The sequence below is a fragment of the Neobacillus niacini NBRC 15566 genome (genome assembly GCF_001591505.1).
Taxonomy (GTDB): domain Bacteria; phylum Bacillota; class Bacilli; order Bacillales; family Cytobacillaceae; genus Neobacillus; species Neobacillus niacini.
The window spans coordinates 1-23343 of sequence record NZ_BCVA01000024.1 but is presented as its reverse complement, the minus strand read 5'-3'; the positions used below and the strand labels follow the sequence as shown (position 1 = coordinate 23343).

Genomic DNA, 23343 nt, shown 5'->3' with positions numbered 1-23343 from the left:
GGACTTTTTTTTGAATTTTTATAATTTACTCGCCCGCCCACTGTATCTAAGACTTCATTCCTTGACATTTCACTTCAAAACGAATATAGTTACCTAGGTAATCATTTTAATTACCCAGGTAACTAATGTGCATATATTAATTTTGGAGTGAACTTATTTGACCAACCACGCTTTATTTCATACTCTACATCAACTTTCCAGACAACTGACCAATAGACTTAATGAAGCCCTAAAACCATTTGGATTATATAGTGCCCAATGGTCTGTACTCTTTGCTCTACATACAAAAGGTTCACTAACTCAAAAAGAACTCTCTGAGTATCTGTTCGTCGAAGCTCCTCCCATGACTCGTACGATTCAACGGCTTGTTAAACAAGGGTATGTTAGTCAAATTCCAGGTAAGGACAAACGGGAGAAATACATTCAATTAACGGAGGAAGCAGTGCAAGAATTCCCTAAGTGGGAGAAGGCTGTCTTAGAATGCAATCTGGATTTATTGAAAAATTTCCCAGAAATTTCACAAAATGAATTAACAAATCTACAAAGTATCTGGTTAAAACAGCTTTTGTAAAGGAGTGCAAAATATGAACAAACCTAAATTATGGACGAAGGATTTTATTAATATTTCCTTGAGTAACTTTTTTTTATTTTTGACATTTTATATCCTACTCGTCACTTTGCCTATTTTTGCTTTACAGGAATTTGACAGTAATGCTTCACAGGCGGGATTAATGACAACCGTTTTCTTACTCTCAGCCATCCTATCACGACCACTTGCTGGCCAATGGCTTGAAAGAGGCAGCAATAGAAAAGTGTTATTAACGGCTCTTATTATATTCGCAGTTGCTTCCCTTTTATACTTTTTCCCAACAACTGTAACAGGATTCCTTGTCATACGTCTATTACACGGTGTGGGTTTTGGAATGGCGACTACTGCAGTAGGAGCGATTGTTGCGGATCTTATCCCTAGCTCACGGAGAGGAGAAGGAATGGGATACTTTGTTATGTCAACAAACATGGCGATGGTCTTGGGGCCATTTGTAGGGTTGACTGCCATTCAACAGTGGGGAGCAAAAGTAATGTTTATCCTATCGGTAATTGTAGCCATTGGGGCGTTAATCACTGGTCTCACAGTCAAGTTATCAAAGCCTGAGCAAACTAACAAGAAGGTTATTGTTCCCGCTTTCTCCTTAAAAAACTTTATTGAACCTTCAGCAGTATCCATTGCTATTGTCGGCAGTTTTTTAGCTATTGTATATTCTGCCCTTCTTTCTTTCGTGTCCGTTTATGCAAATGAAATCCATGTTTCTGAAGTTTCAAGTCTTTTCTTTGTTGTGTACGCGGTTATATTATTAATGTCCCGACCATTTACAGGCAAATGGCTGGATCAATATGGTCCAAATGTGATTGTATTCCCTTCTATTATCTTGTTTGCAATAGGAATGTTTGTCTTGAGCCAAAGTGGAGGGGCAATTACTTTCCTAGTTTCAGCCGGAATGATTGGGTTAGGATGGGGTACCCTTTTCCCAACCTTTCAAACGATTGCCATTCAAAATGCAGCACCTAGAAAACGTGGTCTGGCTACAGCCACATTTCTATCAATCTATGATATTGGTATTGCATTAGGCTCATTCTTGGTGGGATTAATTGCTGCAAAGATGGACTTTAGCTCGTTATACTTCCTATGTTCTTTCTATATTCTTATAGGAGCTATTCTTTACTATTTCATGCAAGTTCGAAAACCAGAAATAAAACGTCAGCAATATTTAAAAGTAAAAGAGCACTAATTGTTTTGAACCATCAATTTCTTGATGGTTCTTTTCTACATTCTGAGCAGTGATTTTTACTTTTCAACATTATTAGGTTACACTTTTTTTGTATATTCATTTTTCGATTGGAGGTTTTTACATGTTGGATGTTGTTGTGATTGGTGCAGGACCAGCAGGAGCGAGTGCAGCCTTATTGACTGCTAAAGCAGGAAAGAAAACATTGGTGCTAGATAATGATAAGACCGTTACAAAGCGAGCTTGGGTGGAGAACCATTATGGCGTGTTAGAAATCTCTGGCCCTGACCTCGTTGAAATTGGTAAGCAGCAAGTAACTAAATTTGGCGGAGAAATTGTCCAGTCTACTGTTACGAATATTAGCAAAGTTGGAGAAGGCTTTAAGGTGGAAACCGAAAACGGTGACTATGAAGCAAAGCATGTAATTGTTGCTACAGGTTTCCTTGTAGACGTAGCTGAAAAAGCTGGTTTAACTACTAAGCCTGGTACGGAGCCTCGCGTAAAAACAATCCTTGATGTAGATGCACAAGGTAAAACAAATATCGATGGCATTTGGGCAGCTGGTACCGTGGCTGGCGTAAGCGTACATACCATTGTTACTGCTGGTGACGGAGCGAGAGTCGCAATCAATGTAATTAGCGAATTGAATGGCGAGCGCTATGTTGACCATGATGTATTAAAAGCTTAAGTCGATTTAAGAAGGGTGTCCCCATTGGGACACCCTCTTTACACCTCTAAATCTTTTCCTTCTTCAACAATATGGAATAGAAGGTGGGCTAGATGGTGAATCGGTCCATAGTCTTCTTCATCTTCACTAATCTCTTCATTAAATTCAAGATCGTTTAGGTAAAGGGCCGTAAATTCATAAAAATCTTTCAACTGGAAGGAATAGCAGGCCACCGGATCTTCACTTCCATCCTCGCCAGTCGGATCCTCATATTGAAGAACCATATAGGAAACATCTCCATCTGCATCCTCAGCATCAAAAAAGACAAAAAAGCCAATGTTAGTATCTAAATCAAATAAATGCCTTGTGCCACCTTCTGTTGCTTTTTCAAAATCTTCCTGGCTTAGCTTTTGAATCTGCATCGAATCCACATTATCTTCTTGATGAAAACCAACAACAAATGATTTCATATTATTTCCTCCTTCTTGTTAAACACATATAATCTACTTTGCCCCTTAATTATAGTTTTAATTAACAATATGGGGGAAAATAAAAACTCGACAGTCGCAAACTGTCGAGAAGAAATTTTACGGTTACCCTACTGGAGGATAAATAGGATCTGCTTGCGCAGGTTGAATACTAATCTTGGCAAGATCATAAGATGGTTGATTGTTTACATCATTTTCAGGTGTTGCAAAAACAAGTAATGAGAATGTGAATAATAAGATAATAGCCTTTTTCATTTTTCTTCCTCCTCAAGTAATTTTAGAAAGATAATTTACTGCCTCTAGATAATTCCCCTGTTGATTATAGTGCTGAGAAAGCAGCTTATAATATCGGATTCGTTCTTCCTTATGTTCTTTCGATCCCTCTAAGAAAGGAATTACCTTCATTTCTAAATATTTCATTGCTTTTTCAGGAGATTCCATATGAATTAAATAAAATTCAGCTAAAAGACCTTGTTTTTTTATACCAAGATCTTTTGAAAGAGATTTGACTTGAAGAAAACATTCCTTAGCATTCTCAATTAATTTTAAATTGTAATTAATTTCTCCAATGCCATACAAAGTTACTATATAGTGTTGGTTTTTTACTGGTTGTAACGATAAGCTTTTTTCATAATAGAGTAATGCATTTTTTGGATTATTCATTTTATCTTGCAAGTAACCCATATTATGATAGATTTGTGGAAGCATTCTTTCTTCCTTTAACAATTCTGCATTTCGAATTAAATGTTTAAAACAAACCTGTGCTTCCTCGTAAATGTTTGAATTCGTATAGTTAATACCAAGAAGCATTAAAGTATGAAGAATTCGATAAAAGTTATGCTGGTTCATAAAGATTTGCAGTGCTAATCTGCCGAAGTGTATCGCATGCCCTGGCTGGTCAAGTGCACTCTTTACTAAAGCCAAGTGGTATAAGAATTCTCCATTCGTTGTTTCATTATTATTTTCTGCAAATAATTCATCAAAGATCTCGTCAGCCTTTTTATGATTACCCTTTAATATTAAGGATACAGCATTATAATAACGAAATAAATACATCTCATGTTGGGAAAAATTTTTCTTTTGCTTATATAAAATATCCCGTTGGGTGTCTGCTTCTGCAAGTAAACCCTTGAATAATAGATATCGATATTTATATAATTCATATGAATAAATATAGTCAGAAAATGGGATAACATGTTCAATTTCTTTTAACCTAGTAAATATTATTTCGATTTCCTCACGTAAGTAAAAGTTAATCTTTTCACCAAAATCTTTTAAGAGATTTTTTATTAACTCTTCTTTTTCTTCCATTTCTTCAAAGCTTACATTAAGTCTTTCTAATAGGAGGGAAATAGTCTCTCCATTCGCATCCTTTGAATTATTCTCGATCTTACTTAAATGAGGGATAGAGCAAATTCCAGCAGCAAGTTCTTTTTGGGTAATCCCTTTTTGGGTCCTGTAGAATTTTATTAATGGTCCAAATTCCATAACATCACCACCTTAAGGAGCTCTTCCTTTTTCTTATCATTTTATAACAACTCTGCCGCCTCTTCCATCTATTTGTTCAGACAATTTAAAATATTGTTAAATAAATTTAAAAGCCATCTGTTTGCACTAAACAGATGGCTTTTTTCTATTATTTCACTCTAGGGAAACCAAATCCAGAAGCATAGTCATCACCTGCAGCCGCTCCTGTACCACCCAAGATATCATTAGATTTTGCACGGTTTTGAAGCTCTGCACGTAGTTGTGTATGCGTCATTGAAGGATTTTCAGCCCAAATTTTAGCTGCTAAACCTGACACATGCGGGGTTGCCATTGACGTTCCACTAATCGTATTGTATGAACCATCATTCCATGTAGATTCAATCGCCCTGCCAGGAGCAGAAACCTCTACATCACGTTCTTGAATGACATAGTCACCATCTGTATTTGGATTCCCTCGTGAAGAGAAATCAGCGATACGATATGTACCGTTCTGCTGAACATCTTCCAATGCCGCTACCGCTACAGCATTAACTAATGCTCCCGGATACCCAATTGTATTACTTGTTGGGCCATCATTTCCAGCTGCTGCAATCACTAATACCCCTTTACCATAGGCGTAATCAACAGCACTAGAAATTAACGAGTCTTTTGCACTTGAACCTAAGGACATCGAGATAATTACCTTTGAACCGGTTCTAGTTGCCTCATCTGCCGCCATACGAATAGCAGAAGCAATATCATCCGAATAGCCAGAGCCTCGGTTATTTAATACTTTATATGCCCAAAGATCAGCCTCTGGTGCAACACCATATATCCCTTGTCCAGTACTGCCGCCATCTGCAAGTACAGTACCGGCAACATGTGTTCCATGACCATTACCATCCGAGCAGCTGCCATCAATCAGTGGTGATTTAGTTTGTGTAAAATCCTTACATTGCTGGATTTGATTTGTTAAATCGGCGTGGCTGGAAAGGACACCTGTATCAAGGACTGCTACCTTTATTCCATTCCCTCCAGAGGTCGCCTGAATAGCAGAATCATTATATATCGCTTGGATTCCCCATGGAGTTCGATCACTTGGCCCAGAGTTAGTGGAGCCGCCTGGTTTTGCAGCCGCTTCTACTTTTGGTGCGAGCTGAACTTCCTCTACTTTTTCAATGGTTAAATTTTTATTTTTCAATAATGCCTGGTATTGCTTGCTGTTAACCGTTGTGGTAAATCCCTCTGACCCAAAATCCCAGCGTACCCCAACATTCTTCATCGCTTGTGCTTTATCAGCTGATGGTCCTTGAATGATGACACGAACAGGCTCTTCCAGGCTGTTTGGCGCTTGACCGAAGGCACCTGTTGCAAACATCGATACCCCCATTACAAAGCTAAGTACTGACGCTCCTACTACTTTTCTTTTTTTCATCTACATTCTCCTCCATCATTTAACTCCAGGCATGGACCTGTCCCTTTATTCTATTTTGAATTTTCAGAATAAAGAAATGAAAAACGACCCAGAAAAGTTGGGAAATTTTTTGAAACGATAAAAAAACCGTCCTCTCTTGAAGGACGGTTTTTTAATATACTTAAAAATATTTCTTTTTCCAAAAAATTAATGCGGTTAAGGCAGATAATACACAAGCTACCGTTATCGATATCCAAAAGGCATGTGGACTATTTTGTAACGGTAAATCAACATTCATGCCGTAAAAACTGAAAACGATTGTTGGAAACGAAAGAATAATCGTGAATGATGTTAAAAATTTCATAACAATATTTACGTTATTAGAAATAATCGAAGCAAATGCGTCCATCATCCCGCTAAGGATTGAACTGTATGTTTCGGCCATCTCAATCGCCTGGATCTTTTCAATCATCACATCTTCAAGTAAATCCTTGTCTTCCTCATACATTTTGATATAACTAAAACGAAGAATCTTATCTAAAACCACTTTATTGGATTTTAGAGAAGTTGTGAAGTAGACAAGACTTTTTTCTAAAGCAAGAAAGGCATACAATTCCTTGTTTTTCATCGATTGGTGAAGTTCACGCTCAATTTCATTCGTTCGCTTATTAATTTGTTTTAAATAGCGAAGATAATAGGATGTAATGATAGCAAGAATCTGAAGAGCAAATCGGTTCTTTTTAAAGGTATAGAACTCTTTTATTTTATTATTCTTAAAAACTTCTAAGATTGGTGTATCCTTTAACGATACAGTCAGTATACATTCATCTGTTAAAACAATCCCCACAGGGATAGTCTCGTAGATAGGAAATCCTGCATCATCGTGCGTAATATAGGGGTAATCGACAATGATATAAACTTGCCCATCTTCACGCTCAATTCTCGGGCGTTCTTCATCATCAAGGGCGTCTCTTATAAAGTCAACGTAAATGTTCGCTTCATCTGCAACCCTGTTAATTTCTTCTTCTGTTGGGGCATACATATTAACCCAGCAGCCCTTTGAAATTTTCTCTACCTGTTCAAGTACTTTAGTTTCGGTGCTTTTATAAATCTCCAACATGATAAAACCTCCTCACTTACTTTGTTCGAGGAAGCCATACTACCTTCTTAAGAGCTGATATTCCTGAAGAATCCAATTCAAAGATAACGCTGACTTCCCCCATACTACTAGGGTCCGGGTCTATTGCATAACTCAAAAATATCAACTCCTTAACATTTAAGTACTTCATTATCATAAACCCAAAATCAAAAAAGCACAAACAAGATTTTATTCCGGAAAATAGGGATTTAAGTGAATTAATACCTCGTCAATGTTATCATACCTCTCCATCAATCTCCCCTTGATGGACTTAGCAAGGTCATGACCTTCCTTAATGGTTTTAAAGTGATCAATCGATATTCTAAGATCCACTAAAATATAATGGCCATGTTCCCTCGCTCTAATTCGGTCAATCCTCTTAACCTCTTGGAATTCATTCACTACATTAATGTATTCCTGCAGCGTTTCGGCGTCAATATTCCTTTCGAGCAAAATATCAAAAGCTTCCATTAGCATCTCTTTAGAGATTTTAAAGATTAAGTAGGCAACAAATATGCTTGCCGCTTTATCACCATAATGCAGGAGTAAGATATTAAAGTGTTCTCCAATGATTGAAAGGAGAACTCCTATAGCTGCGGCTATAGAGGCAACAATGTCTGCTTTGTGGTCAAAGGCAATTGCTTCAATTGCCTTACTATTATGCTCTTTCGCCACCTTTAATGATGAACGGTATAATATAATTTTTGTGATGTATGAAATGATTGCTACCCACATAGCTAAGAAGCTTGGTGTTTCCACTTCATGAAAGAAACCAGAGATTCCTTCATATACCACATAAATGGATACGAGAAAAAGTAAAATCCCTACAATCCCAGAAACAATTACCTCTGCCTTCCCATGACCATAAGGGTGCTCCTTATCAGCAGGTTTATTGGAGATTTTAATTACCAATAAGACGATTACTGACGCAAAAACATCCGCCGCTGAATGAATACCATCGGCAAATACAGCGTCACTATTTCCATACCAGCCGATAATAATCTTCCCTACTGTTAAAATGACATTACTGATCACACTAATCCAAGCAATCTTCTTAGCCAAGGATTCCCTCATCTTTTAAATCCACCTCATAAAAATTCTATTTCTCCATCTGATTCTTTCCATTTGCCTCCATTTTCATTTCTTCCTCTTCCTCTTCGACTGTAATCCGGTTAATGGCGTCATGAAGAAAATGAAATGCCTCGTCTAGTTCTTCCCTTGATGGATATTTATCTTTGTTCATCTAAATCATCTCCTAATATTTTTATGAGTAATCGTCGAATAATAAGTAGAAAATACGGGTGTACCTTATTTTTTTAAAAGGAGTGTGCAGCATGGATAAAAAAAATCCTACCACAAACAGTACTGATCTTGCCGGACGCATCTACGAGACAAGTGATTATCAAAAAAACGATGTTCTAGCAACTGGTCTTTCGACCACCCACGAACAGGCAAGCGACAGCTATATGCAGGGTGAAATAGATCCATCTACTGATGATGATTTAAACGCGAAAGATCTCCCGATTGCACAAAAACCCTACCGAAACAAATGAAATGCGTAAGCGCCTTGACCAGGGGCGACAGGCATAAGACGAGCCGACAAGAAGGTTGGTTTTTACCTTCTTGTCGGATTGGCTTATGACCCCGAGCCCCTAGGCGCTGAAGCTAGACAAATAAAAATCAGGAAAACAGCTTTCAAAACGAAAGCTGTTTTTTCTTTTTTATTTATCGTCATCTACATAAGGATCATGTTCATAGGCTGGCAAATCTCCAAAGCTAGTCATGATTCCTTCCTCGTCAAGAGACTGTTCATAGCGTTCGTGTTGTGAGTTAGGGTAAACAGTAATATTGTTTCCATATATATCATTTCCAACAAAGTTTTCAAAGTCCTCAACATATCCCTCATTCTCATCGGGTTCATTATTAACATCATTATAATGTTCCTGAGGAAACGCTAGATCCGATGGTGTATCAGATGTTCCCCATTGGGATACAATCTGCCAAGAGTCCTCCGCATCAAAGGCAACATTCTCATCTTTAGAATCCATGTCAAACTTTCCGAATGGCGGCATTAACACGCCTTCTTCAATGGGACGATCATGGGAAACAACTTGGTCTGGACTGTGTTCTTTACAATAGATGGTATTAGGTAAGGCCTCTAACCGTTCAAATGGAATTTCTTTACCACATACCTCGCATGTTCCATACGTTCCATTTTCCATTGCTTCCAGTGCTCTGTTAATATTTAATAGCTGCAAATCAGTATGTTGATTTAATGCAATATCCTTTTCGCGCTCGTATAAATCTGTTCCTTCATCGGCAGGGTGATTATCATAACTTGATAACTCTCCCATCGATTCATGATAATGCCCTCGTTCTAAACCGTAGTGATCATTTTGTTCGAGACGCTCTTCAATTTCATCTTTTTCCTTTAATAATTGCAAACGAAACCCGGCTAGCTGTTCTGTCGTTAACATATAGGTAACCCCTTTCAAGGTTTATTGCCTTCTTTATCGCCTATTTTATATATTTCAACTTTGTCTTGTACCTTTTTATTTTCATTGATTTAGGCGGCGATTATGTAATGAATTTATTGATTCCAACAAAATCCTAAATTACTCTAACGAACTTACTGAATAAGTTTTTAGTGAGGGTGTATCTTAACATATAGAAAGATATTAGAAAGGAAATGAGGGGACCTACATGGTAAATGAAAATTTTAATAAATTCAGAAAAGAACAGCAGGAACACCAAAGCATATACTTAGGCGGTGCCAATCGGCAACGTGGACAGAATGATCCTGACTATAATAATCAAGAAATAACCGATAAGTCGCCAGGAGCAACTGGGAGAAGCAATAATGGGAAAATCGAGTAGCGGTGCAAAAGAAAAAGGCAATATGAAGTGGTGGCAGCTTACGTTATTTGGGGTAGGTTGTACAATCGGTACAGGCTTCTTTCTAGGGTCAAGTATTGCGATAAAAATGACAGGCCCAGCCATTTTAATTGCCTTCATTCTTGCCGCTGCTGGAACCTATTTTGTCTTTGATGCTCTAGCAAAAATGACAGCACAAGAACCATTAAAAGGAGGTTTTCGCTCCTACGCGAAAAAAGCCTTCGGCAGATGGGCTGGTTTTAGCAGCGGGTGGGTCTATTGGATGTCAGAGGTATTAATTATGGGGAGTCAAATGACTGCACTTTCTATTTTTTCACGTTTCTGGTTCCCCAAAATTCCGCTATGGGTATTTGCTGGTATATATGCTCTGTTAGGACTAGTTGTTGTCCTAATCGGTGTAAGTATTTTAAACAAACTAGAGAATGTATTGGCCATTTTAAAGATAGCAGCGATATTGATGTTCGTCATTATTGCTTTACTGGCTATATTCGGAGTCATTGATGGAGACAGACCGATCCAATATCCTGATAGTCAAAAGGACATCATTCCGCATGGTGTTTTAGGGTTATGGTCTGGTGTTATCTTTGCCTTTTATGCATTTGGAGGCATTGAAATATTAGGATTAATGGCTACTCAATTAAAGGACCCAAAGGAAGCTCCCAAGGCTGGCAAAGTAATGTTATTCACCCTTATGATTATCTACATGCTCTCCATTGGTCTCGCTGTCTTAATGGTACCTTGGAATCAATTTAATGGCGAGAAAAGTCCTTTTGTTAACGCATTAGCTAATTACAATTTAACTTTCATTCCACATCTTTTTAATGGAGCATTAATTATTGCCGGGTTTTCAACTATGGTTGCCTCCCTTTTCGCCGTAACCAGCATACTTGTTACACTCTCCGAAGAAGGGGATGCACCTGGATTATTTTGCAAACAAGGAAAACTAAAGGTACCAATCCCTACTTTACTCATTACAGTACTAGGAATATCAGGATCGATTGTCTGTGCATTATTAATGCCAGGCAATGTGTATGAGTACATTACTACAGCTGCAGGGCTTATGCTTCTTTATAATTGGATATTTATTTTAGCTTCATCATGGAAATTATTAGAGGTCACCGCCAAGGATAAAATCAAATACTCACTAGGTATTCTGTTCATATTAATCGCTGTTAGTGGTACCTTATTTCATAGTACAAGCAGACCAGGCTTCTTCATCAGCCTAGCATTCGTTGGTATTATTGGCTGCATAACCTTGATTATGAATCTTAAATGGAAAAAGAAAAAGAAAAAAGGTAAGGTATTTAGTCCTTGGCCTACCGCTTAAAGTCCGGATTGCCAGCGTCTGACATGCTGGCTTTTTTTGTTATCCAAATAATATATTAAATGCTTGAAAACCAAAGTAAATACCAAATCCAATCAATGATACTCCTGATAAAAGTGATATTACTACAAGCAGCTGGGAGGTTAAATATTTTCGGAAATTACTTGCAATTCCTGCCATTGTGATATCCCATAGTAGTAATCCAATAAAGATGGCACTGCTATAAAGGATTAACTGACTCGTTTCATAAGTCGCCGCTGTCTTAGCAAGAACAGAGCCGTAAATACCGAGCCAGAATAAAATCGTCAATGGATTGGATATAGACATAAAAAAACCAGATAAGAAGGATTTTGCTAATGGCTCATCCTTCCGGTTTTCTCCTATTTTCAACTTATTTGCTGAAAGCAAGGTTTCAATTCCCGTATAAATTAAGACAAAGCAGCCAAATAACCACAAAAAGGTTTTCATAAAAGGAGTTTCAAGAAAGTGAACAACTCCAAAATAAACGACCATCATATAAACACCATCAGCCGCAACCGCTCCTACCCCAATAAGCCATGAATGCATGAAGCCATGCCTTATTCCCTTATCAATTTGAGCTGCATTGATTGGACCAATCGGAGCAGCTAGCGACAATCCTAGTAATATATAACTTAAAAATACATTCATTCCAATCTCTCCCTGAATCAATAATAGAAGCCTGTCTTTCAATTTCTATTCAGGAAGGAGGGTTTGTACCACTTTTATTTAAAAAAAGAAGAGCCTTCTTTAGTTCAGAAGACTCTTAAAGAGATTTTACGTATAAGAATTAGTTGGACTCAGATAATTTTCGATGTTCAATTTTATAAAACTCTTGATCATCACTTTCTCTGATTAAATGATGACGTGCAGCAGGCATTGAGAAGGTATCGATATCAATTATAAACTTGGGACGGTGCTTTGATTCTTTATAAATTTTCCCTACATACTCTCCAATTAACCCTATGGCAATAAGCTGTAAGCCGCCAATTAACCAGATAGAAGTAATGAGTGACGTCCATCCTGTCTGAGTCTCCCCTATTGCTTTTAATAGTAAGAAGTATAAGCCAAATAACAGGCTTAGAAAAAATGAAACAAACCCAATAAACAATACCAACCGAATCGGTGAAACAGAAAAAGAAGTTATTCCATCAAAAGCAAATGCTAGCATTTTTTTCAATGGATACTTCGTTTCACCTGCTTGTCTTTCTTTGCGGTCATAATACACGATATCTGAGCGAAATCCAAGGAGTGGAACAATTCCGCGTAAAAAAAGATTTACCTCCTTAAATCCCTCTAATTCCGTGACTGCCCGTTTACTTAGTAAACGAAAATCCGCATGGTTATAAACAAGGTCTACACCCATTTTTCTCATAATTTTATAAAAACCTTGTGCCGTGCTACGCTTAAAAAAGGTATCCGTATCTCTGCGCTTCCTGACGCCATATACGATTTCATTTCCTTCATTAAATTTATGGATAAATTCACGAATTACCTGAATGTCATCCTGTAAGTCGGCATCAATTGAGACAACACAATCTGAAATCTCCTTTGCAGCGAACAAACCTGCTAATAACGCGTTTTGGTGCCCCACATTCCTTGATAATTTTAAACCTCGGATATGCTCATTTCTTAATCCTTCTTTATAAATCATTTCCCATGTTCTGTCTTTACTCCCATCATCAACAAACAGGATTTTTGTTCGGTTAGAAACGAGCTGTTCACTTATTAACTGTTTTACAAGCAGGTCAAGCTGATTCATCGTTTCAGTTAATACCTCTTCTTCATTATAACAAGGCACAACAATCGTCAGGACAGGTTCAATCATCCGTTATTACCCCCGATGTTTATAAAGTCTTGTATAAATAGATCTTCCATGCAGCGTTTTTTGATTCAAAGACCTTATCCAGTTTTAGTTGATTTTGCTCAGAATTAGCGATTGGCAGAGCAGATAGTATGTATTCTCCACCCATTTCTTTAAAGACTTTAGTATTTAATTGCAAGTCTTTTAATTTCCGTTTGGAGTCCTTTTTAATCATATATTTCTTCCCAAGCTGTGAAGTAAAAATGTAACAGCGGCCGCCCCATTGATCAAAATATTTGCGAATGGTTTTATTTTTCGCGAGCTCTGCATCAATTATTTTCCTAAACTGATGTTTATAAGATAATGGGTAAAAGTTATTATAGGTGTCCAATGTATAAAAGCCATTATACTGGGATACGGCAGGATGAATTCCAATACTAGCCACCCGGTAATTTCTTTGTTCTTGACCTATATGTTCCTTTATCTCTTCAAATAATTCCTCTGCATAAAACTCTCCTACTGTTGGTTTTTTGTGATAGATAATCTCATCATTAAATAAACAAAGCAAGAAAATTTGAGAGATAGCAAACCATTTAGCAGTATTCGCCCAGCTGCGCCCTTGCAGTGAAATAATTTTTAATGATAGGGCAAACCCTGCATAAATGACCATCGGTCTTAAAAAATGATAACGTGCAAAATTGAAGGTATCCATAAAATGAAACTTCTTTGTTAATGGTAACCAGCCTTTATAAAACCAAAATGCATACCATAGTGATAACAAAAAATTTAGTCCAAATAAAAAGACATATAACTTTTCCTGATTCCAACGTTTTTGCGAAAAGACAAAATAAAATGCTATAAACATTGCAGGTAGAATAAAAAGACCATGTACAGTCATTACATGTGTATGTCCTAAAACATAATTTTTAACAGTCAGCCTGACTACTCTCCATAAAGGTAAGTATGCATGAAAATATTCATCCCTGCTGTTTGGCTCCGTCGAAAATAAAAAGGAATAGACTAATCGATATTCAACAAGCATAAAAATACAGGTCATATAAGCAATAGATAGTAGGAAACGAAGATTCCACCCTTTTCCTCTAAGAATATCTGTAAGCCATAAGATTCCCATTGCACTTAAGAAAAAGAAAAACCCTAAGACAATGCTAGCGTAAAAAGGGATTAATGTTAAAACGAGGTAATCTTTCTTGCTTCCTTGTCCATTTCGGATATTTAGGAATGCCCACAATGCGAGCGGCATTCCCAATGTACTAAGCATTCCTGATGGCCAAAAGGGAGTTAAGGCAAATGCCAGCGATACACCCACTTGAAGGAAGACCCATTTTTCACCAGGAAGAAAATGCTTTTTTAATAGTAAATACATTCCAATAAATGCAACTACCCTAGTTAAAGCTTGACTTAGACCATAAGCAATCATGGTTGGAAACAACGCATATAGCCATACGATGATACTGTATTCCGTTCCAAATGCATTTCTTGGCACTCCATTAATAATTTGAGGAATTACCGCATTGACATCCCCAAACATTTGACCACTCTTGGCTAGGACTTTGTACCACGCTAAATTCGAATCCAAGTTATCATGAACACGTATATGAGCATTTTCTTGGAGAATAAAGAGTGGGGAGAGATATATTGTTAGAATTAGCACAGCAAAAATGATCCATCTTTTCTCTTTTTTCTTATCAGTGAACACTCATTACACCTCGTAAGCCTTCTTTCTCTTGTTTAATAAAGTTTGCATCTGGGATGGAAATTATTCCTTAAATCAATTGTTTTCCTAATTCAAACGTTAATCAGAGATTAGTTTCATGATAATCATAATTAAAACACCTTCCAACTGAATGGAAGGTGTCTTTATTTTGAATTTAGTGTTTTATCTTTTATTTTCGTAAACATTTAAAAGAAGGTCGAGCTTTTGGCTGCATTGAACAACATTTGGGTTTGAATATCCATATTGTTGTGCTAAATCGATCATTTCAGTCCTTGTTTTTTCAATATCAGATAACAAATAGTTCATGCTCGTCTCCACGGCTCAACCTCTTTTCATGTTTATAACCTATTTATATTATTAACCTTAATTTAAGAAATTTTTCACTTTAAAACAAGTAGTCTACCTTAGAAATAATTGTAACTTTCGTGAACATTATACTAGTACAATATTCAGGTTGTTATGAGAATTGGCTAGAACTCAGCATTAATTCTAACTCTTTGACAAGGACTTTTCCTGTTTCAATATACTGTTGGGGAAAACTTGCGTCCTTATCAACCGGTTCAGAGAACTGATTTAAGGTGCCTGCGCTGACATTGTCATCAAGACCGATTTGATACTTATGAGACAATAAGAATGGCCTTCCAAGCTCCACTGTACAGTTGTGTGCGTCTAACTGACCATCTATGGCTGAAAACGGCAGCCTTAGAAACTGATAGCCCACTTCATCATTTATTTTGTAATCAAAGGCACCGTGATCATAATCCCAGTTACCTCCGATTGAATAACCGATTGGTTTAAGCATTTTTTCGAGCTTATACAAATCAAACTGTTTACCTTCTACACTTGATCGTATTTCAATCATCATACAGCCCCCTTTTCATCATTATTATTTAGTTTTCCCAAAAAAACAAAAATAGAGTACTGATTTTTTCAGTACTCTACTTTTTTATTACAATCTTTCTTCTAGTTCTGCTTTCTTTTCTTCAAATCCTGGTTTGCCTAATAATGCAAACATGTTTACTTTATAAGCTTCGACTCCTGGCTGGTCGAATGGGTTTACACCGAGCAGGTATCCGCTCATTGCACATGCTTTTTCGAAGAAGTAGACTAGGTATCCAAATGTGTATTCGTCCATTGCTGGAATGGATACGATTAAGTTTGGTACGCCTCCATCTGTATGGGCAAGCATGGTTCCTTGGAATGCTTTATTGTTTACAAAGTCAACAGATTGTCCTGCAAGATAATTTAAACCGTCTAAATCACTTTCAGCTTCTTCAATGATCAATTCATGGCGTGGATTTTCTACCTTAATAACGGTCTCAAATAGATCGCGGCGTCCTTCTTGTACATACTGTCCAAGTGAATGAAGATCAGTTGAGAAATTCGCAGAAGAAGGGTAAATCCCTTTTTGATCTTTTCCTTCACTTTCTCCAAATAGCTGCTTCCACCATTCAGAAAAATACTGAAGTCCTGGCTCATAATTGATAAGCATTTCAATCGTTTTGCCTTTATTATAAAGCGCATTTCTAACTGCAGCATATTGGTATGCAGGATTTTCTTCTAGCTCTGAATGGCTGTAGTCTTCTTGTGCTTTAGCTGCACCTTCCATCATCTTATCAATGTCTGCACCGCTAACAGCAATTGGAAGTAATCCAACTGCAGTTAATACTGAGTAACGTCCGCCAATGTCATCTGCAATCACAAATGACTCATATCCTTCTTCAGTGGCTAAAGTTTTCAAGGCACCTCTAGCTTTGTCAGTTGTTGCATAAATTCTTTTACGTGCTTCTTCCACACCATACTTTTCTTCAAGAAGCTTACGGAAGATTCTAAAGGCAATCGCTGGTTCTGTTGTTGTTCCGGATTTTGAAATTACGTTTACGGAAAAGTCTTTTCCATCAAGCAAATCCATAACATCTCTCATATAAGTAGAACTGATATTGTTACCGACAAAAATAATTTGCGGTGTTTTACGCTTTTCTTTTGGCAAAGCATTGTAGAAGCTATGCTGTAACATTTCAATTGCAGCACGTGCTCCTAAATAAGAACCGCCAATTCCGATTACTAAAAGTACGTCAGAATCTGACTTTATTTTTTCTGCTGCTTTCTTAATCCGTGAGAACTCTTCTTTATCATAGTTTGTAGGAAGGTCAATCCAGCCTAAAAAGTCACTACCTGCACCAGTCTGCTCGTGAAGGGAATGATGTGCTACCTTCACTGCATCACGTAAGTATGTAATTTCATGCTCTGCAAAGAAGGTTAACGCTTTTGAATAATCAAAACGTATGTGTGTCATGTATGTAATCCTCCAATAAATTTATTTTCAATTCTCACTTTAACGAATGCTGGACAGATTATCAAGAAGGGTATCTCCTTGTAAGCGTACCCATTTTCGCCAATTTTTTTACATCTCTCACTTTTTGTCGAAAAAAAAAAGAAACAAGCATAAATTTTATGCTCGTTTCTTTTAATTAAAGTGATTCACGATAGATGGCTAATACGTCTTTTCTGTTTAGTTTTGTAAAGTTTCCGAATTCACCGTAGACCATAGCTCTGTCTGCCATTAATTCTAGCTGGCTGTCATCGATATTATAGTCTGCTAAGCGGGCAGGTGCTCCAATACTGTTCCAGTATTCACGTAATTTCTGTATACCCTCAAGTCCTGCCTCTTCTGCAGTTTTACCTTCTGGGTCGACTCCAAAGACTCTTACAGCCAGCTGTTTAAAACGTTCTGGTTTTACCCTTAGATTATGTTTCATCCAGTGAGGGAATAAAATTGCCAGACCCCCGCCATGTGGGATATCATACACTGCTGATACAGCATGTTCAAGATTATGGGTAGCCCAATCACCACGGTAGCCCATATTTAAAATACCGTTTAATGCCATTGTCCCACTATAAAGGATCGTTGCACGGTGTTCGTAGCTTTCCAAATTCTCTAACAGTTTAGGTGCTGTTTCCATTACTGTAATAAGTAAGGATTCACACATACGATCCTGGAATAAAGTATTTTCTTCCAAGTGAAAATAATGCTCTAATACATGTGACATCATATCGACAATCCCATAAATGGTTTGGTCTCTTGGAACAGAAAAAGTATGTACAGGATCCAAAATTGAGAATTTAGGAAAAGTAAATGGACTTCCCCAGCCATATTTTTCATTTGTCTCCCAATTGGTAATGACAGACCCCGAATTCATTTCTGAACCAGTAGCGGCTAGCGTAAGGACAGTTCCAAATGGTAATGCCTCGTTTACGGCTGCTTTTCTAGTAACCAAGTCCCACGGGTCGCCATCATACTTTGCACCTGCTGCAATTAACTTCGTACAATCAATAACACTTCCGCCGCCAACAGCTAAAAGTATGTCTATTCCTTCATTTTTACAGATTTCTACCCCTTTACGAGCTGTAGTAATCCTAGGATTCGGTTCAACCCCAGGTAATTCAAACACTTGAGCATCGATTTCTTTCAATAAGTTAATGACCTTGTCATAAAGACCGCTGCGTTTAATGCTTCCTCCGCCGTAAACTACAAGTACTTTCTTTCCATAACGAGGAATTTCAGATTTTAGCTGTTCAAGTTGCCCTTTACCAAAAATTAATTTGGTTGGATTCCAAAAAGTGAAATTTTGCATGATATGCACATCCTTTCCACATCCATTATTATCGAAAAAAAATTTTTTTGCAAAGGTTATACTGATGTATATTTTTTCTCCAATTCAGCAAGCTAATAGTGAAAGTATATTGATAGGAGGAATCTACCTTGAGTACCATTCAAAGAATTGCCCTAATCCTTACCATTATTGGTGCTATTAATTGGGGATTAATTGGTTTTTTTGGATTTAATTTAGTTGAAGCTATTTTTGGGGATAATTCAGCACTATCCAGAATTATATATGGCTTAGTAGGAATAGCTGGACTTATTAACCTAGGACTACTGTTCAAGCCAAATGAGCAGCATGTGAGAGAACCACAAACAGATACAACTCGATAAGAAAAAAATCCTTGCATTGCTAATGCAAGGATTTTTTCATATCCATCCCCTAAACTCTGCCGCTTCTACCATTTTTCTTACACCGACCATATACGAAGCAGTCCTCAAATTTACCTGATTGAGCTTTGAGATTTCATATATTTGATGAAACGCACTGATCATTTTTTCACGTAATTTAGTTTCTACTTCCTCTACATCCCAATAATAACCCTGCTTGTTTTGAACCCATTCGAAATAAGAGACAGTAACTCCACCAGCTCCAGCTAGAACATCGGGAACCAGTAGTATTCCCCGTTCAGATAGAATTCTTGTCGCCTCAATGGTCGTAGGACCATTGGCAGCCTCGACGATAATCTTTGCTCTAATATTTTGAGCATTCTTAGCTGTAATTTGATTTGAAACCGCCGCAGGAACCAGAATATCACAGTCCTGTTCGAGCAATTCTTCGTTGGTAATGGTTCCATCAAATAGAGAAGTGACAGTACCAAAGCTGTCGCGACGACTAAGTAAATAGTCAATATTTAAACCATCCGGATCATAAAGGGCGCCATATACATCAGAAATCCCAACGATAATCGCTCCCGAGTTACTCATGAATTTTGCGATGTAACTGCCCGCATTACCGAAACCCTGGACAATGATACGTGCCCCCTTAATGGGAAGTCCACGTATTTTTGCAGCTTCTCCGATACAAATGGCTGCACCCAGTGCACCTGCTTCTTCCCTAACTTCTGACCCTCCAAGGACTAGTGGCTTCCCCGTTATAAAACCAGGAGAGTCGAACTTCCTCAAACTGCTGTATTCATCCATCATCCAAGCCATGATCTGAGAGTTTGTATACATATCGGGTGCTGGGATATCTTTGGTTGGGCCAACAATTTGACTGATAGAGCGAACATAACCGCGGCTTAGGCGCTCTAGTTCACCAAATGAAAGGGTACGGGGATTACAAATAATACCTCCCTTTCCACCTCCAAATGGTAAATCAGCAATACCACATTTCATGCTCATCCACATAGACAATGCCTTTATATCATCGTCAGTTATCTTAGGATGAAAACGAACGCCGCCAATCGTCGGTCCAACAGAATCATTATGCTGTGCTCGATAACCGCTAAAAATTTTAACAGAGCCATCATCCATTCGAACCGGAATTCGCACTTGGAGCATCCGTACCGGTTCTCTCAACAACTCAAAAGCAGATTCTGGGAGTCCTAATCTTTGCAATGCATCATGAATAACAATCTGTGTAGATGTAAGTAGATTTAATGTCTCTTTATCTTTATCGTTTTCACCTGCACGTTTCGTTATATCCTTCTTCCCCATTTTTGGCACCTCAAGTTTTTCATTTAACTAAGTACTTTATTAATGCGTTCAATCGCCCAATCTAATTCATCCTTCGTAATAATTAGAGGAGGGGCGAAACGAATTACAGTATCATGTGTTTCCTTACATAACAGTCCTTGTTCTTTTAATTCTTCACAATATTTTCGCGCTGGCTCATTTAATTCTACACCGATAAACAATCCACGGCCTCTTACTTCTTTAATCCTTGGATTCTGGATTTCTTTTAATTTACTTACAAAATATCCGCCTAACTCTAAAGATTTTTCTGAGAGTTTCTCATCAATCAGTACATCTAGAGCAGCGATTGATACTGCGCAGGCTAGTGGGTTTCCTCCGAATGTAGAACCGTGAGATCCTGGATTAAATACACGTAAAATATCTTTGTTTGCGACGACACAAGAAATTGGGAATACTCCCCCGCCAAGCGCCTTACCTAGAATATAAATATCAGGGTCAATTCCTTCCCACTCACAAGCAAACATTTTTCCTGTGCGAGCCAAGCCAGCTTGGATTTCATCGGCGATAAAAAGCACATTGTTTTGCTTACATAATTCAAAGGCTTTTTTCATAAAGCCTTCAGGAGGAATAACTATACCAGCCTCACCTTGAATAGGCTCAATTAAGAAAGCTGCGGTATTCACAGAAATTGCTTCTTTTAAAGCTTCTAAATCTCCATATGGTATTAATTTTATTCCTGGAAGCATTGGTCCAAATCCACGTTTATATTCAGCTTCTGACGATAAGGAAACAGCAGTCATGGTTCTCCCATGGAAGTTTCCTGTGCAAGCAATTATCTCTGCTTGGTTCTCAGCAACTCCTTTTATATCATAAGCCCAGCGTCGTGCTGCTTTAACCGCTGTTTCTACTGCTTCAGCACCTGTATTCATAGGAAGTGCCATTTCTTTTTTTGTTAATTTGCAAATCTTTTCATACCACGGGCCTAATTGATCATTATGAAAAGCGCGGGAAGTTAACGTTACTTTATCTGCTTGATCCTTTAATGCTTGAATAATTTTTGGATGCCGATGGCCCTGGTTAACCGCTGAATAAGCACTTAACATATCCATATATTTATTACCTTCAGGGTCTTCTACCCATACTCCTTCTGCGCGTGAAATAACAATTGGAAGTGGGTGATAGTTATTTGCCCCGTATTTCTCGGTTTTTTCAATTAAGCCTTTCGTTTTCTCTTCTGCTGCCATAATACTTATCCTCCGTTCAAAAGGGAATTATGTACATTTCTATTGTAGCCGAGCCTGCCAAAAGAATGAACCATTACCCAAAAAACTTTTTTAATGAAAAATAAAAAAACCTAGTTCTGCCAGTAATTAGCATGAAACTAGGTTTTTTAATGTTTATTATTTCTTGATTAAATCTTCACGCTGTGATTGGTCAATCCATTCCTGAAGCTTGTCTTTTAATGTGTTAAAACCTTGTTGGCCTTCAACTTCTGGAACAATTGCAGCAGCTTGACGCTTACGAGGCTTTTTTGGTTTAGCAATTGTTTGTTGTACTGGAGCTTCTTCCGTTGCACGAATCGATAAACCGATTTTCCCAGCATTTTCATCTATAGATAATACCTTAACCTGCACTTCGTCTCCGACTTTCAGATGGTCGTTAATATCTTTCACATAACCATGTGTAATTTCGGAAATATGGACAAGACCTTGTGTATTTTCATCTAATGCTATGAACGCTCCATAAGGTTGAATTCCTGTTACTTTACCTGTTAAAACACTTCCAGTTTCGATCTTTTCTGTCATAAAAACACTCCTAAGAAATAATTATTTTATCTTCTATATACGCAATAAAAAATTATAGCACATTGTGAACATTTAATCAAAAAAGGTTTTCCTTAAATTTAATTAGAATAGTTAACATAATGTTCGAAAACGATTTTTTCAAGTAAAAAGAATTTTATGATAGAATAAAGATGGGATAATGTCTAAATAGGAGAGGTGATCATTTTGAACACAATTGGCAATACAATCAAAAATTACCGTGAGCATTTGAAAATGACGAAAGAGGATTTAGCTCAAAAAATAAGAGTAGGAATTCATACCATTGAAAAATATGAATCTGGCGAACAAATCCCTAGTACCCAAACCCTTCTTAAATTGTCTACTGTTCTTGATATTCCTGCTTCTGAACTATTATTAGACCAACTAGACCAACATATTTAAATTTTTAAAACACTGTATAGAATATAAAAAATTAGGAAATCACTATTATATAAGCTTTCTAGTATTCCCCCCTTTTTTGAAGTGGACAACCACATATGGTTTGTCCTCTTTTTTTTCAAAAAAATGTAGCCGTAAGTGTTAAATAAGTGATTACTGGAGAAATTATAATCACTGATATCTCAGCAGAAGGCGGGTTGAATAGGTGGAAGAGAAGGTTTTTTATCGAAATCAGCTAGTCAATAATATAAATCTTTATTATGAATTCTATCCAAATCCTAATTCTAAAAAAACACTTGTACTACTTCATGGATTTCTATCTTCTACTTTTAGTTATCGTAGATTAATTCCTTTTTTAAACAAAGAATTTCAGGTGGTTTCTATTGATCTTCCTCCCTTTGGAAAAAGCGAGAAAAGCAACAAATTTGTTTATTCCTATCGTAATCTTGCACAAACAGTTATTCAGCTTGTTTCCTCACTCAATTTAAAAGAGATTACTCTTATTGGTCATTCTATGGGCGGGCAAATCGTGCTTAATATTCTTCATCAACAGCCCGATATTGCCGAAAATGCGGTTCTCCTATGCAGTTCATCTTATGCGAAACGTTTGAAACTGCCTTTAATCATCGGAAGTTACATTCCCTATTTCCACTTGTATGTAAAGTTTTGGCTCGCTCGTTCAGGTGTAATGAAAAATCTTCAGAATGTAGTTCACGACCATACAATGCTAAATGACGAAATGCTTTTTGGCTATCTAAAGCCCTTCTTAGAGGATGAAATTTTCTTAGCCTTAACCAGAATGATACGTGACCGTGAAGGGGATTTATCACCCGGATCTCTCAGCCAAATAACCCATCCCTGTTTATTAATTTGGGGCGAGTATGATAAAGTTGTCCCATTATCAGTTGGACAACGCTTAAAAAATGATTTAAGAAGGTCTGAACTGATTATCTTAAAGGAAACCGGTCATTTAGTTCCTGAAGAACGTCCAGAAGATGTCTTTCAGCATATTAAACAATTTTTGGCATAAAAAAAACGACAGCATACTGAACTGCCCCTTAAAAGTTAGACACCATTTTAACTTTTAA

27 protein-coding genes are annotated in these 23343 nt (G+C 37.4%); 9 read left to right on the top strand and 18 right to left on the bottom strand.

Translation table 11 applies throughout. The annotated features are described in order from the left end of the window. The first annotated feature begins 157 nt into the window (after nucleotides 1–157). The 3 genes from BANA01_RS17045 to BANA01_RS17035 all read left to right on the top strand — a co-directional run bounded on the left by BANA01_RS17045 (nucleotide 158) and on the right by BANA01_RS17035 (nucleotide 2472). Nucleotides 158–571, top strand: a complete 414-nt coding sequence (locus BANA01_RS17045; RefSeq protein ID WP_034674172.1) for a MarR family winged helix-turn-helix transcriptional regulator — start codon at nucleotides 158–160, stop codon at nucleotides 569–571. 13 nt (nucleotides 572–584) lie between these two features. After that, nucleotides 585–1787, top strand: coding sequence for an MFS transporter (locus tag BANA01_RS17040; RefSeq protein ID WP_034674170.1), 1203 nt, complete (start codon nucleotides 585–587; stop codon nucleotides 1785–1787). 121 nt (nucleotides 1788–1908) lie between these two features. Further along, entirely contained in the window at nucleotides 1909–2472 is a 564-nt protein-coding gene (locus BANA01_RS17035) for an FAD-dependent oxidoreductase (RefSeq protein WP_034674168.1), read from the top strand. A gap of 38 nt (nucleotides 2473–2510) precedes the next feature. Here the strand turns inward: BANA01_RS17035 and BANA01_RS17030 are convergent, their stop codons facing one another. The 7 genes from BANA01_RS17030 to BANA01_RS29585 all read right to left on the bottom strand — a co-directional run bounded on the left by BANA01_RS17030 (nucleotide 2511) and on the right by BANA01_RS29585 (nucleotide 8201). Further along, the gene (locus BANA01_RS17030; RefSeq protein WP_034674166.1) at nucleotides 2511–2921 is read right to left on the bottom strand and encodes a hypothetical protein; all 411 of its coding nucleotides are present in this window, start codon (nucleotides 2919–2921) and stop codon (nucleotides 2511–2513) included. Nucleotides 2922–3044: 123 nt separating this feature from the next. Then, the gene (locus BANA01_RS29590) at nucleotides 3045–3194 is read right to left on the bottom strand and encodes a hypothetical protein (RefSeq protein WP_157411820.1); all 150 of its coding nucleotides are present in this window, start codon (nucleotides 3192–3194) and stop codon (nucleotides 3045–3047) included. Nucleotides 3195–3206: 12 nt separating this feature from the next. Continuing rightward, nucleotides 3207–4427: a helix-turn-helix domain-containing protein gene (locus BANA01_RS17025; RefSeq protein ID WP_034674164.1), complete on the bottom strand. Its 1221-nt coding sequence runs from the start codon at nucleotides 4425–4427 to the stop codon at nucleotides 3207–3209. Nucleotides 4428–4575: 148 nt separating this feature from the next. Next, nucleotides 4576–5841, bottom strand: coding sequence for a S8 family serine peptidase (locus tag BANA01_RS17020; RefSeq protein WP_034674162.1), 1266 nt, complete (start codon nucleotides 5839–5841; stop codon nucleotides 4576–4578). Between the two features lie 160 nt (nucleotides 5842–6001). After that, entirely contained in the window at nucleotides 6002–6940 is a 939-nt protein-coding gene (locus tag BANA01_RS17015; RefSeq protein ID WP_034674160.1) for a magnesium transporter CorA family protein, read from the bottom strand. A gap of 207 nt (nucleotides 6941–7147) precedes the next feature. Then, entirely contained in the window at nucleotides 7148–8032 is an 885-nt protein-coding gene (locus BANA01_RS17010; protein ID WP_034674158.1) for a cation diffusion facilitator family transporter, read from the bottom strand. A 25-nt stretch (nucleotides 8033–8057) separates the two neighbouring features. Then, nucleotides 8058–8201, bottom strand: a complete 144-nt coding sequence (locus BANA01_RS29585) for a hypothetical protein (RefSeq protein ID WP_157411819.1) — start codon at nucleotides 8199–8201, stop codon at nucleotides 8058–8060. 91 nt (nucleotides 8202–8292) lie between these two features. Between BANA01_RS29585 and BANA01_RS17005 the strand changes: the two genes are divergently transcribed. After that, entirely contained in the window at nucleotides 8293–8511 is a 219-nt protein-coding gene (locus BANA01_RS17005; RefSeq protein ID WP_034674156.1) for a YozQ family protein, read from the top strand. A 168-nt stretch (nucleotides 8512–8679) separates the two neighbouring features. On the opposite strand, the gene BANA01_RS17000 is transcribed toward BANA01_RS17005, so the two are convergent. Further along, nucleotides 8680–9435: a TraR/DksA C4-type zinc finger protein gene (locus BANA01_RS17000; RefSeq protein ID WP_034674154.1), complete on the bottom strand. Its 756-nt coding sequence runs from the start codon at nucleotides 9433–9435 to the stop codon at nucleotides 8680–8682. Between the two features lie 226 nt (nucleotides 9436–9661). On the opposite strand from BANA01_RS17000, the gene BANA01_RS29955 reads away from it, so the two are divergent. Together BANA01_RS29955 and BANA01_RS16995 are read left to right on the top strand one after the other, a co-directional pair. Then, the gene (locus BANA01_RS29955) at nucleotides 9662–9835 is read left to right on the top strand and encodes a hypothetical protein (RefSeq protein WP_169803709.1); all 174 of its coding nucleotides are present in this window, start codon (nucleotides 9662–9664) and stop codon (nucleotides 9833–9835) included. After that, nucleotides 9819–11180 carry an amino acid permease gene (locus tag BANA01_RS16995; protein ID WP_034674152.1) on the top strand — a complete coding sequence of 454 codons (1362 nt, stop codon included), beginning with the start codon at nucleotides 9819–9821 and terminating at the stop codon, nucleotides 11178–11180. Before BANA01_RS29955 ends, BANA01_RS16995 begins: the two co-directional genes overlap by 17 nt. Nucleotides 11181–11219: 39 nt before the next feature. Here BANA01_RS16995 and BANA01_RS16990 read toward each other — a convergent pair whose 3' ends face one another. The 7 genes from BANA01_RS16990 to BANA01_RS16965 all read right to left on the bottom strand — a co-directional run bounded on the left by BANA01_RS16990 (nucleotide 11220) and on the right by BANA01_RS16965 (nucleotide 18369). Further along, entirely contained in the window at nucleotides 11220–11846 is a 627-nt protein-coding gene (locus tag BANA01_RS16990; RefSeq protein ID WP_034674150.1) for a LysE family transporter, read from the bottom strand. 139 nt (nucleotides 11847–11985) lie between these two features. Next, nucleotides 11986–13023, bottom strand: a complete 1038-nt coding sequence (locus BANA01_RS16985; protein WP_034674147.1) for a glycosyltransferase family 2 protein — start codon at nucleotides 13021–13023, stop codon at nucleotides 11986–11988. A gap of 19 nt (nucleotides 13024–13042) precedes the next feature. Continuing rightward, the gene (locus tag BANA01_RS16980; RefSeq protein ID WP_034674146.1) at nucleotides 13043–14716 is read right to left on the bottom strand and encodes a DUF6044 family protein; all 1674 of its coding nucleotides are present in this window, start codon (nucleotides 14714–14716) and stop codon (nucleotides 13043–13045) included. Between the two features lie 180 nt (nucleotides 14717–14896). Then, on the bottom strand, nucleotides 14897–15040 hold the full coding sequence (locus BANA01_RS29185) for an aspartyl-phosphate phosphatase Spo0E family protein (RefSeq protein ID WP_157411818.1): 144 nt from the start codon (nucleotides 15038–15040) through the stop codon (nucleotides 14897–14899). A gap of 151 nt (nucleotides 15041–15191) precedes the next feature. Beyond that, nucleotides 15192–15596, bottom strand: coding sequence for a YugN-like family protein (locus BANA01_RS16975; protein ID WP_034674144.1), 405 nt, complete (start codon nucleotides 15594–15596; stop codon nucleotides 15192–15194). An 87-nt stretch (nucleotides 15597–15683) separates the two neighbouring features. Then, entirely contained in the window at nucleotides 15684–17030 is a 1347-nt protein-coding gene (locus BANA01_RS16970; protein WP_034674143.1) for a glucose-6-phosphate isomerase, read from the bottom strand. A gap of 175 nt (nucleotides 17031–17205) precedes the next feature. Next, nucleotides 17206–18369, bottom strand: a complete 1164-nt coding sequence (locus tag BANA01_RS16965) for an iron-containing alcohol dehydrogenase (protein ID WP_034674141.1) — start codon at nucleotides 18367–18369, stop codon at nucleotides 17206–17208. A gap of 128 nt (nucleotides 18370–18497) precedes the next feature. Between BANA01_RS16965 and BANA01_RS16960 the strand changes: the two genes are divergently transcribed. Further along, on the top strand, nucleotides 18498–18728 hold the full coding sequence (locus BANA01_RS16960) for a DUF378 domain-containing protein (protein ID WP_034674139.1): 231 nt from the start codon (nucleotides 18498–18500) through the stop codon (nucleotides 18726–18728). A gap of 36 nt (nucleotides 18729–18764) precedes the next feature. Here BANA01_RS16960 and BANA01_RS16955 read toward each other — a convergent pair whose 3' ends face one another. The 3 genes from BANA01_RS16955 to yugI form a co-directional block, all read right to left on the bottom strand. Next, nucleotides 18765–20054: a Glu/Leu/Phe/Val family dehydrogenase gene (locus BANA01_RS16955; protein WP_034674137.1), complete on the bottom strand. Its 1290-nt coding sequence runs from the start codon at nucleotides 20052–20054 to the stop codon at nucleotides 18765–18767. 23 nt (nucleotides 20055–20077) lie between these two features. Beyond that, on the bottom strand, nucleotides 20078–21277 hold the full coding sequence (locus tag BANA01_RS16950; RefSeq protein ID WP_034674135.1) for an ornithine--oxo-acid transaminase: 1200 nt from the start codon (nucleotides 21275–21277) through the stop codon (nucleotides 20078–20080). Between the two features lie 156 nt (nucleotides 21278–21433). Next, nucleotides 21434–21838, bottom strand: coding sequence for a S1 domain-containing post-transcriptional regulator GSP13 (gene yugI / locus BANA01_RS16945; protein ID WP_034674133.1), 405 nt, complete (start codon nucleotides 21836–21838; stop codon nucleotides 21434–21436). Between the two features lie 204 nt (nucleotides 21839–22042). Here yugI and BANA01_RS16940 point away from each other — a divergent pair, with 204 nt between their 5' ends. Together BANA01_RS16940 and BANA01_RS16935 are read left to right on the top strand one after the other, a co-directional pair. Then, entirely contained in the window at nucleotides 22043–22258 is a 216-nt protein-coding gene (locus BANA01_RS16940) for a helix-turn-helix domain-containing protein (protein ID WP_034674131.1), read from the top strand. 202 nt (nucleotides 22259–22460) lie between these two features. Continuing rightward, on the top strand, nucleotides 22461–23285 hold the full coding sequence (locus BANA01_RS16935) for an alpha/beta fold hydrolase (RefSeq protein ID WP_034674129.1): 825 nt from the start codon (nucleotides 22461–22463) through the stop codon (nucleotides 23283–23285). Nucleotides 23286–23343 lie beyond the last annotated feature (58 nt).